The following is a 13,174-nucleotide window of genomic DNA, read 5'->3' on the forward strand; positions in this document are numbered from 1 at the left end:
GGATCATCCGGCGCCTTGCTGCCTGGCAAAATCCAAAAGCATCGGGCGCTGCCCCTTGAGGATTTTCACCTCGGCCTCGGGCAAGGTGAACCAGCCCGCTCTGTCGACCTCCGGGAACTCCTTCAGGGATCCCGACCTTGGCGGCCATTCCATGGTGAACATGTTGCTTTTGATGGCAGCCACATCGATGTCGATGCGCGCCTCGACGGACCAGGCCGTGACAACCTTGCCACCGGGTTGTTTGTAGTCGCCAAGCCGCGCGAAGGTGCCGTCGACCCTGACGCCGAGCTCTTCCTCGGTCTCGCGTTGCGCTGCCGTCAACTCATCCTCGTCCTCGCCGACGAGACCCTTCGGTATCGACCAGGCGCCATCGTCCTTCTTCGCCCAGAACGGCCCGCCCGGGTGAACCAGCAACACCCTGAGATCGCCATCGCTGCGGCGATAGATCAGCAATCCCGCACTGCGTTTTGCCATTTTTGTGCGTCCATTTGCGAAGCCGGCAGCCTGCTGATGGTCCTTGAATCGTTGATGCGAACCTTGCACTAGGGGATTGCGACGCTATGTCAGGCGCGTCTGCATTGCACCTCGGTCGCGAGTCCGGCAATCTGATACCATCGCTTATTTGGCGGCTCGAAGGCTAGGTGACGATGCAACTCGGTCTTATTGGCTACTATAGCGACTTCGTGGTGTATCCGCTGGTGATCGCCGTGCTGGCAGTGGCCGGGCTGCTCGAGGCTGGCGAAGAGAGTGCGCCAGGCTGGATCGGCACTGTCCTCGCCTGTCTCGGCCTCTGGACGCTGATCGAGTATGTGCTGCACAGGTTCGCTCTTCACCATATTCCTTACGTCAAGGACCTGCACGACCGTCACCATGTCGAGGAACGCAGTTCTGTGGGCACGCCAACCTGGCTCAGTCTCGGCGTGCATGCGCTGGTCGCGTTTGTGCCCGTTTGGGTGGTCTCAGATTTCGCCACCGCGAGCGCGGTGAGCTGCGGGTTGATGCTGGGATATCTGTGGTACATCAGCATCCACCACATGATCCATCACTGGCACCCGGCGCATCCGAGCTATCTCTACACGCTCAAGCGCCGTCATGCGGTGCATCACCACATCGACGAAACGGCCAATTTCGGTGTGACTTCGGCATTCTGGGATCGCGTTTTCGGCACGGCGCAGCTCTGAAGTCCTCAGTCCTCGCCGTTCAGCGCCTCTTTCCGCGACCGCCGGAAGTCTTGGCTCCGCGAGGCCCGCTCTGGACCGGCGTGTTGTTCTGGTTCTCGTCGGACAGTTTTCGCCAGCGGGCAAGGCGCTCCGGGTCGAGCGTCCCCGCCTTCAAGGCAGCCTGAACCGCGCAACCCGGCTCGTGCACATGCGTGCAGTCGCGGAACTTGCAGAGCGGTGCAAGCTCGGTGATTTCGGCAAACAGCGTGTCGATGCCGTAGCCGACATCGCTGACCTGCAGCGTCCGCATGCCCGGCGTGTCGATCACCCAGCCACCGCCGGCGATTGAATGCAGCGATCGCGACGTGGTGGTGTGGCGTCCCTTGGAATCGTGCTCGCGGATGCCCCCGGTCTGTTGCGGCGATTGCTGCGCCGATCCGGCCAGCGTGTTGACCAGCGTCGATTTGCCGACGCCGGAGGAGCCGATCAGCGCCACCGTCTGGCCGACACCGCACCAGGCAGCCAGGACGGTTGCCGCATCCGATGTGCGGGGGTTCAGCATCACCACCGGCAATCCACGCTGCAACGCCGCAGCTTGCTTCTGGTAGGTCTCGGCGTCTTCAGCGGTATCGGCCTTGGTCAGCAGGATCACCGGCGTCGTTCCGGCCTCGTTGGCCAGCGCCAGATAGCGCTCGAGCCGGGCGGGATTGAAGTCGGCATTGCACGAGGTGACGATGAACAGCGTGTCGACATTGGCCGCGGCAAGCTGCGGCACCCTGCCACCGCCCTGGGTGCGGCGTTCCAGCACCGTCTTGCGGGTCAGGCGGCGCTTCACAAGGTGTTCATGCCCATCGACCAGAACCCAGTCGCCGACGGCATAGTCACCGGTGTTCGCCTGCGCCGGCAGCGTCAGGTCGACCGGCCCTGCCTGGGACAGGCCGGTCAGGCGATCGCGGTGGACGGTGGCGATCCGCGTCGGGACAAGATTGGCTTCGCCGGGCTCGAGCTGGTCGCCGAAAAATTCGGTCCAGCCCAGGCTGGCGAGCGATGGCGTGGAGTGATCCGTCACGGCTTTGACCACGGCGTCACGGACATTGGACGGTATCCCTGGCAGGGGGGGCGAACGGGGTGGGGTGATTTCCAAGCCGTGTATGGGCGGCATGGCGACATTTGGCAAGCAGGCCCGTAGCCGAGGGCTGAGCGGCAAGCTTCTGCAGCCTATCCTCGTCGAACTGACGCCATCAGGTTTAAAGCGTTAACAAATAATTTGACGCACGCAATCTTTTTGCATTCTAATGGGAACTGTGAAAATTGACTGAATAAGTTCCGTCGAGCATTGTCGCATCCGGTCAACGGCCGCATGACTGTGGGCGGGGCCGATCGTTGGCAGGGGATCAGGAACATATCGATGGCGGAGAAGACGCACCGCACGATGGACGACTTCGCCCAGGCATGCGGCGTGTCGCGCCCGACGCTGTCCAAATATTTCGACGATCCGGCGAGCGTGAAGCCGGCGACGCGGGCGCGCATCGAAGCCGCCCTGCGTTCCTCGGACTATCAGCCGAACCTTTTCGCCCGCAATCTCAACCGCAAGCGCACCCGCAACATCGGCATCGTCGTGCCGACGATCACCGATCCTTTCTACGCCGAGATGGTCAGCCGCATCGAATTTCGTTGCCGCGACGAAGGCTACTGGCCGATCGTCATCTCCTCGCATGGCTCGCCGAAGCTGGAGGCGGAGTCGGTCAGGACGCTGCTGTCGCTGAAGGTGGCCGGCGCGATCATCGCCCCGCTCGGCCTTGCCTCCGACCGCAGCGTCTTCGACAAGCTCGGGCAGGACATTCCGATCGTCTATTTCGACACCTATATCGAGGGCGATACGCCGTTCGTCGGCAACGACAACCGGCAGAGCGTGTCGACCATCGTCGACTATCTCTGTCGCTCGGGCGAACCGCCGGTCTATCTCGACATTCCGCATGTCAACCACAACTCCGGCGAACGCCAGGAGAGCTACATCGTCGCGATGGAGACCGCCGGCTTCAAGCCGGCCGTCATCGAGGCCGCGCGCGATTACACCTGGGACTTCGAACGCATCGGCTACGAGCAGACGGAAAAAATGCTGGAGGCCGGGACCTTGCCCGGCCGCACCATCCTGTGCGCCAACGATCGTCTCGCCTTTGGCGTAATGGCGGCCGCGTACTCGCGCGGCCTGAAGGTCGGCCGCAGGCCCGATTGCGATCTGCGCGTTGCCGCCCACGACGACCATCCGCTGAGCCGCTACACCTGTCCGGCGCTGACCACCATGGCGCAGGATTTCACCGCCATGGCCGGCCGCAGCGTCGAGATCCTGCTGGCCCTGCTGGACGAGGCCGATCCGCCGAAGCAGGGCATGGCGTGCACCGTCAAGCTCGGTGCCACCCTGGTGATGCGTCAGTCGGCCTAACCGGTCGACGTCGATCCCTCGAAGTGGCGCCAGGCCGTCACCCCCTCGACCACCGCTTGCCGGGCGGCGGGAATATGGCGTCCCATCGAGACGAAGCCATGGATCTGGCCCGGCCATTGCCGCAGGATCACAGGCACGCCCGCGGCCTGCAGGCGCGCCGCATAGGCTGCCCCTTCGTCGGCCAGGATGTCACAGCCGGCAAGCGCCACGAATGCTGGCGCGACGCCGGCAAGATCAGGCGCCAGCAAGGGCGAGACGCGCCAGTCCATGATTTCGTCGGGCGTTCGCACATAATGGTCGCGGAACCATGCCATGGTCGTCGCGGTAAGGCCGAAGCCGTCGCCGAAACGCCGGTAGCTGCCCGATGTCTGCCGCGCGTCGGTGTTGGGATAGATCAGGATCTGCGTCGCAAGTGGTGGAGCGAGCCCATCGCGTGCGAGCAGCGCCAGCACTGCGGCAAGATTGCCGCCGGCGCTGTCGCCGGCAACACCAATGCGCACCTTGTCGATGCCCAGGTCGACGGCATTCTCGGCCATGAAGCGAAGTGTCGCCAGGCAATCCTCGAGCCCGGCGGGAAATTTGTGCTCCGGGGCCAGGCGATAGTCGGGGCAGACAATGACGGCGTTGCCGAGATTGGCCATCAGGCGGCAGATCTCGTCATGTGAATCGAGATTGCCGATGACCCAGCCGCCGCCATGCAGATAGAGCAGCGCCGGCGCTCCGCTCGGCAGTGCGTCGATGCCGCGATGGATGCGGACAGTGATGGGGCCGTTCGGCCCGTCGATCTGCTGTTCAAAGGTCGTCGCGACCGGCTCATGCTCACCTTGCAGCGTCGGGAACGAGGCGTTGTAGGCAGCTCGCGCCGCCGCCACGCTGCCGGTCTCGAATGGCTTGCCGCCGGCTGCACGAGCCATGTCGAGGACGCGCAGCGCATCCGGATCGAGCGTCATGATCATACCCTCAGGCCAGCAGATCGCTGGCCTCTTCCTCGGTCAGCAGGGCCGGCTGGACGACATCGCCCGCGATGGCGACCGAGCCCTGTGTTTCACCGGAGCGCAGGATAGCGTCCATGATCTCCAGTACATGCAGCGCCAGATTGCCGGAGGCGCGCGGCGTGTTGCCGGTCTGAAGCGAGCGCACCAGATCGGCGACGCCGAGCATGCGGTAATTGGCGCGATCGGGCGCCGCATAAGGCCAGTTGCGGGCGCCATAGAGTTCGCCTTCGCTGGCGAAATCCCTCCAGTCGGTGCCGCGTTTCGACAGCGACACGGTGCCGCCGAACGTGTCGGGGTCGGGCAGGCGCAGCGAGCCTTCCGTGCCGTGCAGTTCGATCGGATGGTTGGAGTGGCGAAAGACATCCCACGAGGCGCCGAAGGTGACGGTTGCGCCGGAGCGGAACTCCAGCAGCGACAGCACATTGGTCGGCGTGCCGACCTTGAATGTGGTGTTCTTGAATGGCCCTTCGGCAGTGATCAGCCGCTCCTCCTGGCCGCGCGTCGCCATCGCCATGACGCGTTCGACCGGGCCGAGCAGATTGACCAGCATGGTCAGATAGTAGGGGCCCATGTCGAACACCGGGCCACCGCCTGGCTGGTAGTAGAACTGCGGGTTGGGGTGCCAGTGCTCCATGCCGCGGCCCATCATGAAGGCGGTGCCGGTGACCGGGCGGCCGATGGCGCCGTCATCCATCAGCCGGCGGGCGCGGCGTCCGGCTGCACCAAGGAAGGTGTCGGGCGCCGAGCCGAGCAGCAGCCCGCGCGACCGCGCCTCGTCGACCAGGCGCCGTCCATCGGCGGCCGAGGTGGCGAGCGGCTTTTCGGTGAAGACGTGCTTGCCGGCCGAAAGGGCGGCAAACGAAATGTCGAAATGCGCCGCCGGAATGGTCAGGTTGAGGACGAGATCGATCTCGGGGTCGGCCAGCAGTGCATCGACGCCGAGTGCCCGTATGCCATATTCCTTCGCCCGCAGCGCCGTCATGTCGGCCGAGATATCGGCGCAGGCGCGCAACTCGATGCCGCCGAAGAGAGCGGCATTGCGCAGATAGGTCATCGAGATATTGCCGCATCCGATGACGCCGATCCCGAGTTTCGTCGTTGATATCCCGTGCATTCTCGATCGTACCTCCCAACGCGGTCACCGTCTGCCGAATCCGCCCAGAAGGAACGGATCGCCTTCGCAAAGGGCTATACAACATATTAAATATTGACGCGCGTAAAATTTTTATACAACATGCGAAAATGCTGGCGCGATATCGGGAGGCTGCCAGTCATGGGAGGAGAAAATGACCGACATGAAAAAACGGCCGACCGCCGATGCGGATGCCGTGGGTCATGCGCGCATCGGATATTTCCGCCGCGGCCAGGGACCTCGACGGGGTCAGGCATAGATCACCTTGGCCCCTGTCCTATCAAGCTGGCTGCGTATTGGGCCGGACAGGCCATCGTCGGTGATCACGACATCGACGCTCGACAGCGAAAAGGCCTTGGAGGTTCCGCTGACGCCCCATTTGCTCGAATCCGCAAGGAGGACAACGCGCCGGGCCATGCGCACGAGGTTTCGCTTGGTTCGCGCCATGTCTTCGTTCACGTCGACCACATCCAGTGACGAGTCAATTGCATGCGCTCCAACAAAGACCTGATGCGCTACCAAGCCGCCGAGAGCCGTGTCGGCATCGGTGATCAGCGTGCTTACCGTGTCCGGGTAGACCCGGCCGCCGATCATGTGAACGTCGAGCCCGGGCCGATGCATCAGATGCTGCACGATATTCATCGCCGTGGCCGCGACCACGACATTGCTGAGCGGCGGTAACAGCATGGCAACCTGCATCAATGTCGAGCCGCCATCGAAGATGACCGATTGGTTGTCCTCGAACAGGTCTATCGCTGCCCGGGCGATGCGTTTCTTTGCATCGAGGTTTGTTTGCATCCGCCGGGCGAACGCGGCCGTGGTCGAATCCGTGGTCCGGGTCACCGCGCCTCCGCGGGTCTTGGTCAGCAGTCCCTTGCGATCCAGTATCTCGAGGTCGGAGCGCACCGTGACTTCCGACACGCCAAAATCGTCTGACAGGTCCTTGATGCGAACCTGCCCGCTGCGTTGCACTTCACCCAGGATCGATTGGCGTCTCTGCTCTGACAACATTGGCCTGTCCTTGCCCCCATGCGCCAAGCGATCGCCCTGGCCTCGGTTCACTCTACCAAAAATAGGCGAATTCGAAAGATTTCGAAAGATTGCATTTGTTATTTCTTTCGCAAACACTGGATCCAGGATTTTGAAATCAATCAATTGGAGAGTTTTGGACTCATGAGCCTCGGAACCAAGGTGCGCCTGGCGCGCCTCTTCTCACATCCATCGGGGAATCTTTTTGGCGGCGCGGTCGACCACTTTGTCGGCTATGGCGACGTGCGCAAAGGAGGTCTTGCCGACCTGCCGGGTGCGCTTGCACGCGTCATGGTAGGCAAACCCGACTACGTCAGCATCCAGCCTGGCACCGCGCGCCATCTGTGGCCGCAATATGCGGGCAAGGCATCCCTGGTGATCCAGGCCGGCTGCTTCACCCCAGACGATCGCATCAGTGAACTGATTGCAACGCCCGAGGATGCGGTGCGCGCCGGCGCCGATGCGTTGGCCGTGGCCATTCCGGTGCGTGGCGCGACCGAGGGAAAATACATACGCTGGCTGACCGATTCGGTGAACGCGGCGGCTCGTTACGGCATGCCGGTGGTGGCGCATATCTACCCTCGCGATTTCACCGACGGGGCAAAAATCGTCTTCACCCCCGACGAGATCGCCTATGCGGCACGCATCGGCTACGAGTCCGGCGTCGATGTGATCAAGATCGGTTACACGGGCGATTTCGAGTCGTTCCGAGAGACCGTTCGGACCTGCCCGGTGCCGGTTGTGATCGCTGGTGGTCCGAAGACCGACACGCTGCTCGGCGCCCTTCAGCAGACGGCGGACGCCATCCGTGCAGGCGCGCGCGGTGCCGTGGTGGGCCGCAATCTATGGGGGCACGGCGATCCGGAAAAGGCAGCGATCGCCTTTCGGGGCGTCATCCATGACGGCCTTTCGGCGCAAGACGCCTTGACGAAGGCGGGTACCTGAACGATGCCCGCCGTCCCTTCAATCCTCGGCTTCGGAGCTATTGCGATCGACGACATCGTCTATGTCGATCAGCCGTTGTCGGCGGGCAAGGGGAAGGTTTTGCAAAGTGCCCGGGCTTTCGGGGGAAACGTCGCGACGGCACTTGCCGCCGTCGCGCGGCTCGGCGGAAGCGCCGGGTTCGTCGGATGGCTGGGCAGTGCCGCCGACGACGCCGTGTTGTGCGATCTCGTTGCGAGCGGCGTTGAAACCGCGTTCGCGCCGCGCCACCCGCACGCGCGCCCGGTGCGCTCGCGGATCACCGTCGGTTCGGATGGGGAGCGGTTCATCGCGTATGACGACGAAGCGATGCTGGGCACCGCGCCGGACTTTCCGGACGAGGTTCTCAGCCGCGCGACTGTCCTGATCGTCGACAGTTACGGGATCGGGTCGCTGGATGTCGTGGCTCGGGCTCGCGATCTCGGCCTTGCGATCCTCGGCGATGTCGAATGGAGCCACGGCCCGGCCACCGAGAGACTGATCGGGCTCTGCGACCATCTCATTCTTCCGCTCGGCTTTGCGCGGACCGCCACCGGCCGCCACTCGCCGGCCGAGATACTCGATGCATTGTGGTTGCCGTCGCGGTCCGCCGTGGTTCTGACGGATGGCGGCAGAGGCGTCTTCTATCGCGGACGCGACGAGACAGGGCTCTGGCACCTGCCTCCGCACCGGGTTGCCGTCGTCGACTCGACCGGCGCCGGTGACTGCTTTCATGGCGCCTATGCCCTTGCATTGACGCGCGGGGCCGACACCGCAGGCCGGGTCGCATTCGCGGCCGCGGCGGCGGCCCTTTCGATAACGGGGCGGGGCGGGCGCGAGGCGCTTCCGACCGACGACCAGGTCAAGGAACTCTTGGCATCGACGAACGCGCCGTCGGCAGTCGAACTGAAATATGCGCGGCTTGATACCGGAACATAGCCTGAACTATCCGAGGAAAATTTCGCAGGTGAACGTAAGCCGAGGACAATCATAAGAATCAATGGCTTAGACTTGTGGAGGGAGGAATATGGCAGAAGTCGTTCTTGAGAATATCTGCAAGACATACGGGAACAATTTTCACGCAATCGACCAATTGAACCTGTCGGTCAAGGACGGCGAGTTCTTGATTCTCGTCGGGCCGTCCGGCTGTGGCAAATCCACCGCGTTGCGGATGATCGCGGGATTGGAGGACGTCACCAGCGGCAGCCTCCGGATCGGCGGAATAGACGTCGTCGACATGCCGCCCAAGGATCGCGACATCGCGATGGTCTTCCAGAGCTACGCTCTCTACCCGCATATGACCGTGTTCGAAAACATTGGCTTTTCGATGCGGCTGGCAGGCAAGCCGAAGGCCGAGCGCAAAAAGCGCGTGGACGAGATCGCCAAAACCCTTCAACTGACGTCTCTGCTGGACAGCAAACCCGCGAACCTTTCAGGTGGACAGCGTCAAAGGGTTGCCATGGGCCGCGCCATGGTGCGCGAGCCGGCAGCCTTTCTCATGGACGAACCCCTTTCCAATCTGGACGCGAAACTGCGTGTTCAAATGCGCGCCGAAATCACCAGGCTGCAAAAGCAGCTCGGCGTAACGACCATATATGTGACCCACGACCAAACCGAAGCCATGACGATGGGCGACAGGGTCGCGGTGTTGAAAGGCGGCGTGCTGCAGCAGGTCGACGCACCCAAGAGGCTCTATGAATCGCCGGTGAACGCTTTCGTTGCCGGCTTCATCGGGTCTCCTTCGATGAATCTTTTCGAGGCAACCCTGACGGGCGACGAACTGATGTCCGGCGCCTTGGCCATCCGGCTGCAGGATGCAGCCTTCGTGCGCAGGCCGGGCTTGAGGTCGTATGCGGGGCGCAAGGTCGTGTTCGGGATACGACCGGAGGATCTCTATGACAGCAGTCTCGAATCCGGCCGCAAGTATCAGACGATACCGGCAAAGGTGACCTCGATCGAAGAACTCGGATCCGAACAAATCGTCCATCTCAACATCGACGCGGTCCGGGTGGACTCCGGCGACCCTGACGCGGTGCAGGATTTCGGCCTGGCGTCGAATGCGGTGGCGAAATTCGAACCGGTCAGCACAGTCCGCTCCGGCTCGGAAATCAGCTTGGCCCTGGATGATACCAAGCTCCATTTCTTCGACCCCGAGACGCATCTGGCAATCTGAATATCAGCGATGAGACCCGCGGGCGAGGGTGAGGCGCCTGCGTAAGAAGACTTCTGAATAATCAGACGATCGGCCGCATTGTGCGGGCGAATATAAAGAAGGAGGAGAAAATGACGTTTCGTATTAAACCCGCGATGCTGAAAATAGCCGCGGCCGCATGGTTGCTTGGCGCAACCGGCGCCATGGCGGACACGACGCTGGAATTCACCCAATGGTGGGAGCCCGAATTGCCGGCTGGCTCGCTCAGGTCAATCATGGACGAGTTCGAGGCGGCAAACCCCGGAATCAAGGTGACGCTGGTCAGCGGCCCCTACGCCACCACGCGAGATCAGATCTCGGTTGGTGCTGCAACCGGAACGCTCAGCGACGTCGTCGGTCTCGACGGCGCCTGGGTGAACAATCTGAATGCGCAGGGCGCACTCGCCGACATGAATCCGATGATGGATGCGAGCGGTTTCGACAAGAGCCAGGTCGCGGATATCATCAAGGTGGACGGCAAGGCCGTGATGTTTCCCGTGGCTTCGTTCGTCTATCCGGTCTTCGTGAATTTGGACCTCGCCGCCAAGGCGGGCGTGACCAAGCTGCCGTCGACCCGTGCGGAGTTTCTCGAAGCCGCCAAGAAGATGACGCACGCCGACCAGAACCAGTATGGCTGGGTGCTGCCCCTGTCGCTGCAAACGCCATCCGGCGTCCAGAACGACATGATGTCGTGGGTTTGGGCTTCGGGCCAGTCGATGATGGCGAGCGGCAAGCCGGACCTTGAGGGCAAACCGGTGGTGGATATGCTCACTTTCGTCAAATCACTCAATGACGCCGGCACCATCTCGCCCGGCATCGCCACTAAGACCGAGCAGGAAAAGGTCGAGGAGTTCGTCAACAACCGCGTCGGGATGATGATCGACTCGCTCGCGCATGTGAACCTCATCCGCAAGCGCAATCCCAAGCTGAACTTCGACCTCATCCCGGTCCCTGTCGTGGAAAACTATACCGGCAAGCGCGGCCTTCCCTATGCCTCCTGGGGCATCGGCATCTCTGCGGCTTCGAAACATCAGGAAGAGGCCTGGAAACTCGTCCAGTATCTGATGAGTGAAAAGGTCAACGCCAAGCTCGTGTCGCTTGCAAACGCCTTCCCGGGCAACGTCAACGCCAAGCCCGATTTCGTGACCTCGGACAAGGCTTTCGGCAAGGCTTTTGAAATCTTCAAGACCGGTCATCTCGCCAATGAGTTCACGGGCCTGCCGGTGGCTGAAGACCTGATGACCCAGTTCGACGTGCAAGCCCAGAAGATGCTCGCCGGCGAGCAGTCTCCGGAACAAGCAGCCGCCGCCGCTCAGAAGGGCTGGATGGCGAAATTCTGATCGGCCTGTTCCCGTTTGCTGTCTTCGACCGGGTGACCTGACTTCGGGCAGGCCACCCGGCAACAACGGATCGGCATTCTGAGTGGACTTGTTTTTGAAAGCTTACCTTCCCTTGAAGGCGTATCCCAAGGTTGGCACATGACCCGGCAAAAGCGCTCCCACCACAAGCTCAAACGAGCGGTCGCACCCTACCTCTATCTGTCGCCCTCGCTGCTCATAATCGGGCTCCTGATGCTGCTGCCGATGGTGACGGTGATTGCCTACTCGTTCCAGAACAGCGCGGTGCTGCGTCGTGACCCATCCTTTGCCGGACTGAAGCACTACCAGGCGATCTTCGACGACCCCGTGTTCTGGGCTTCGCTGTGGCACACGCTCTACTTCACATGCATGAGTGTCATTTTCCACATGACCATCGGCATGGTCTTCGCGCTCATGCTGAACAGCGACCGCATCAATCCGGCGCTGCGCAACATTCTGCGCGTGCTCTACATACTGCCCTGGCTGTTCACCGCGGTGATCATCGCCGTGATCTGGCGCCTCCTGCTTGAGCCGAACGGTGTCGTGAACAGTATTCTCATGCAAATCGGCATCATCGGTTCCAAGGTCGAATGGTTTTCCTCGCCTGAGACCGCGCTGCATGCAGTCACTTTTGCCAATATCTGGGCGGGCTACCCGCTCTTCATGGTCAGTTTGCTCGCGGGTTTGCAGGGCATTCCCAAGGATTTCTACGAGGCCGCCGATATCGACGGGGCGAAAGCCTACCAGAAGCTGATCTTCATCACCATTCCGCAGCTGATGCCGATCATCATCAGCATCTCGCTGCTCGACTTCATCTGGACCATGCAGGTCTTCCCGCTAATCTGGATAACGACGGGCGGTGGCCCGATCTACTCGACCGAGGTCCTCAGCACCTACACGTACAAGCTGGCATTTTCGAGCTACAACCTGTCGCAGGCTTCGGCCAGCGCCGTGGTCATCCTGCTGATCTCTCTCGGCCTGACGCTGTTCTATATTCGCTATCAAAAGGCTCGGTAATCACCATGAGGAAAAGGCACACGCCGAAAGACAGGCTGATCACCGTCGCGCTCCATGTAGCGCTTGCAGCAGGGCTCTTTTTCGCGGCATTCCCGATCTACTGGATGCTGAGCAGCTCGTTCAAATCGAATACCGAAATCTTTGCCCTGCCACCAACCATCCTGCCAAAGGCGTTCACGCTGGAAGCGTATGCAGCCATCCTTGGCGACCCGGTAAAGCTGCGCTTCTTCTTCAACAGCTATTTCGTGGCGGGAGCGGTGACCGTGCTGACGGTGCTGATCGCCTTGCTAGCGGCCTACGGGTTCAGCCGCTTCAATTTCCGCGGCAAGGGTAGCCTGAACACAATCATCATCAGCACGCAGACGATTCCGCCGATCACACTTTTGATCCCCTTCTTCGGGCTTGTCGTCTCATACGGTATCTTCGACACCTATGTCGCACTGATCCTGACCTACCTGGTGTTTACGCTGCCCTACGCGATCCTGCTGATGACGGGATATCTGAACACCTTGCCCCGCGATCTCGATGAAGCCGTGGCTGTCGACGGCGGCAGCAGCTGGACCGCGCTTTGGCGGGTGATTGTCCCGATTTCACTGCCTGGTATCGTGGCGACGTCGGTCTACACCTTCCTGTTGTGCTGGAACGAATTTCTCTTTGCGCTGACGCTGACGAAATCGACGTCCATGCGAACCGTCCCGATCGGCATCCAGCTGTTGATGGGGCAGCATGCCTTCGAATGGAACCAGATGATGGCGATGAGCGTGCTCGGCTCGCTACCGCTCTTGCTCATCTACCTCGTTGCCCAGAGATACTTCCTCGCCGGCATGACCGCGGGCTCGGTCAAGTAGGATGTTCATCCCACGGCGACGCAGGGTAAGCGGTATCAAGG

At 61.8% G+C, this 13,174-nt stretch carries 13 protein-coding genes; 8 read left to right on the plus strand and 5 right to left on the minus strand.

Annotated features, from left to right (window positions below):
- Positions 1-3: 3 nt before the first annotated feature.
- A complete protein-coding gene (locus LB559_RS10355; protein ID WP_224673993.1) occupies positions 4-474 on the minus strand; it encodes an NUDIX domain-containing protein in 471 nt (156 codons plus the stop codon).
- A gap of 173 nt (positions 475-647) precedes the next feature.
- Between LB559_RS10355 and LB559_RS10360 the strand changes: the two genes are divergently transcribed.
- On the plus strand, positions 648-1,181 hold the full coding sequence (locus LB559_RS10360) for a sterol desaturase family protein (RefSeq protein ID WP_027163878.1): 534 nt from the start codon (positions 648-650) through the stop codon (positions 1,179-1,181).
- Positions 1,182-1,200: 19 nt separating this feature from the next.
- On the opposite strand, the gene rsgA is transcribed toward LB559_RS10360, so the two are convergent.
- Positions 1,201-2,241: a ribosome small subunit-dependent GTPase A gene (gene rsgA, locus LB559_RS10365; protein WP_224673994.1), complete on the minus strand. Its 1,041-nt coding sequence runs from the start codon at positions 2,239-2,241 to the stop codon at positions 1,201-1,203.
- A 327-nt stretch (positions 2,242-2,568) separates the two neighbouring features.
- On the opposite strand from rsgA, the gene LB559_RS10370 reads away from it, so the two are divergent.
- Positions 2,569-3,603 (plus strand): LacI family DNA-binding transcriptional regulator, encoded by a 1,035-nt coding sequence (locus LB559_RS10370; protein ID WP_024502555.1) that lies wholly within the window; start codon positions 2,569-2,571, stop codon positions 3,601-3,603.
- Here the strand turns inward: LB559_RS10370 and LB559_RS10375 are convergent.
- The 3 genes from LB559_RS10375 to LB559_RS10385 form a co-directional block, all read right to left on the minus strand.
- A complete protein-coding gene (locus LB559_RS10375; protein WP_024502556.1) occupies positions 3,600-4,553 on the minus strand; it encodes an alpha/beta hydrolase in 954 nt (317 codons plus the stop codon). The genes LB559_RS10370 and LB559_RS10375 overlap by 4 nt on opposite strands.
- Positions 4,554-4,563: 10 nt before the next feature.
- Positions 4,564-5,712 (minus strand): Gfo/Idh/MocA family protein, encoded by a 1,149-nt coding sequence (locus LB559_RS10380; protein WP_024502557.1) that lies wholly within the window; start codon positions 5,710-5,712, stop codon positions 4,564-4,566.
- A 267-nt stretch (positions 5,713-5,979) separates the two neighbouring features.
- Positions 5,980-6,741 carry a DeoR/GlpR family DNA-binding transcription regulator gene (locus LB559_RS10385; RefSeq protein ID WP_013532952.1) on the minus strand — a complete coding sequence of 254 codons (762 nt, stop codon included), beginning with the start codon at positions 6,739-6,741 and terminating at the stop codon, positions 5,980-5,982.
- Between the two features lie 162 nt (positions 6,742-6,903).
- Here LB559_RS10385 and LB559_RS10390 point away from each other — a divergent pair, with 162 nt between their 5' ends.
- The 6 genes from LB559_RS10390 to LB559_RS10415 all read left to right on the plus strand — a co-directional run bounded on the left by LB559_RS10390 (position 6,904) and on the right by LB559_RS10415 (position 13,133).
- A complete protein-coding gene (locus LB559_RS10390; protein ID WP_224674167.1) occupies positions 6,904-7,704 on the plus strand; it encodes a class I fructose-bisphosphate aldolase in 801 nt (266 codons plus the stop codon).
- Positions 7,705-7,707: 3 nt separating this feature from the next.
- Positions 7,708-8,658 (plus strand): PfkB family carbohydrate kinase, encoded by a 951-nt coding sequence (locus LB559_RS10395; protein WP_224673995.1) that lies wholly within the window; start codon positions 7,708-7,710, stop codon positions 8,656-8,658.
- An 88-nt stretch (positions 8,659-8,746) separates the two neighbouring features.
- Positions 8,747-9,892 (plus strand): ABC transporter ATP-binding protein, encoded by a 1,146-nt coding sequence (locus tag LB559_RS10400; protein WP_224673996.1) that lies wholly within the window; start codon positions 8,747-8,749, stop codon positions 9,890-9,892.
- 110 nt (positions 9,893-10,002) lie between these two features.
- Positions 10,003-11,250: an ABC transporter substrate-binding protein gene (locus LB559_RS10405; protein WP_064995072.1), complete on the plus strand. Its 1,248-nt coding sequence runs from the start codon at positions 10,003-10,005 to the stop codon at positions 11,248-11,250.
- Between the two features lie 138 nt (positions 11,251-11,388).
- A complete protein-coding gene (locus LB559_RS10410) occupies positions 11,389-12,285 on the plus strand; it encodes a carbohydrate ABC transporter permease (RefSeq protein ID WP_013532947.1) in 897 nt (298 codons plus the stop codon).
- Positions 12,286-12,290: 5 nt separating this feature from the next.
- Entirely contained in the window at positions 12,291-13,133 is an 843-nt protein-coding gene (locus LB559_RS10415) for a carbohydrate ABC transporter permease (protein ID WP_013532946.1), read from the plus strand.
- Positions 13,134-13,174 lie beyond the last annotated feature (41 nt).

This window comes from Mesorhizobium sp. BR1-1-3 (genome assembly GCF_020165455.1).
Classification (GTDB): Bacteria; Pseudomonadota; Alphaproteobacteria; order Rhizobiales; family Rhizobiaceae; genus Mesorhizobium; species Mesorhizobium ciceri.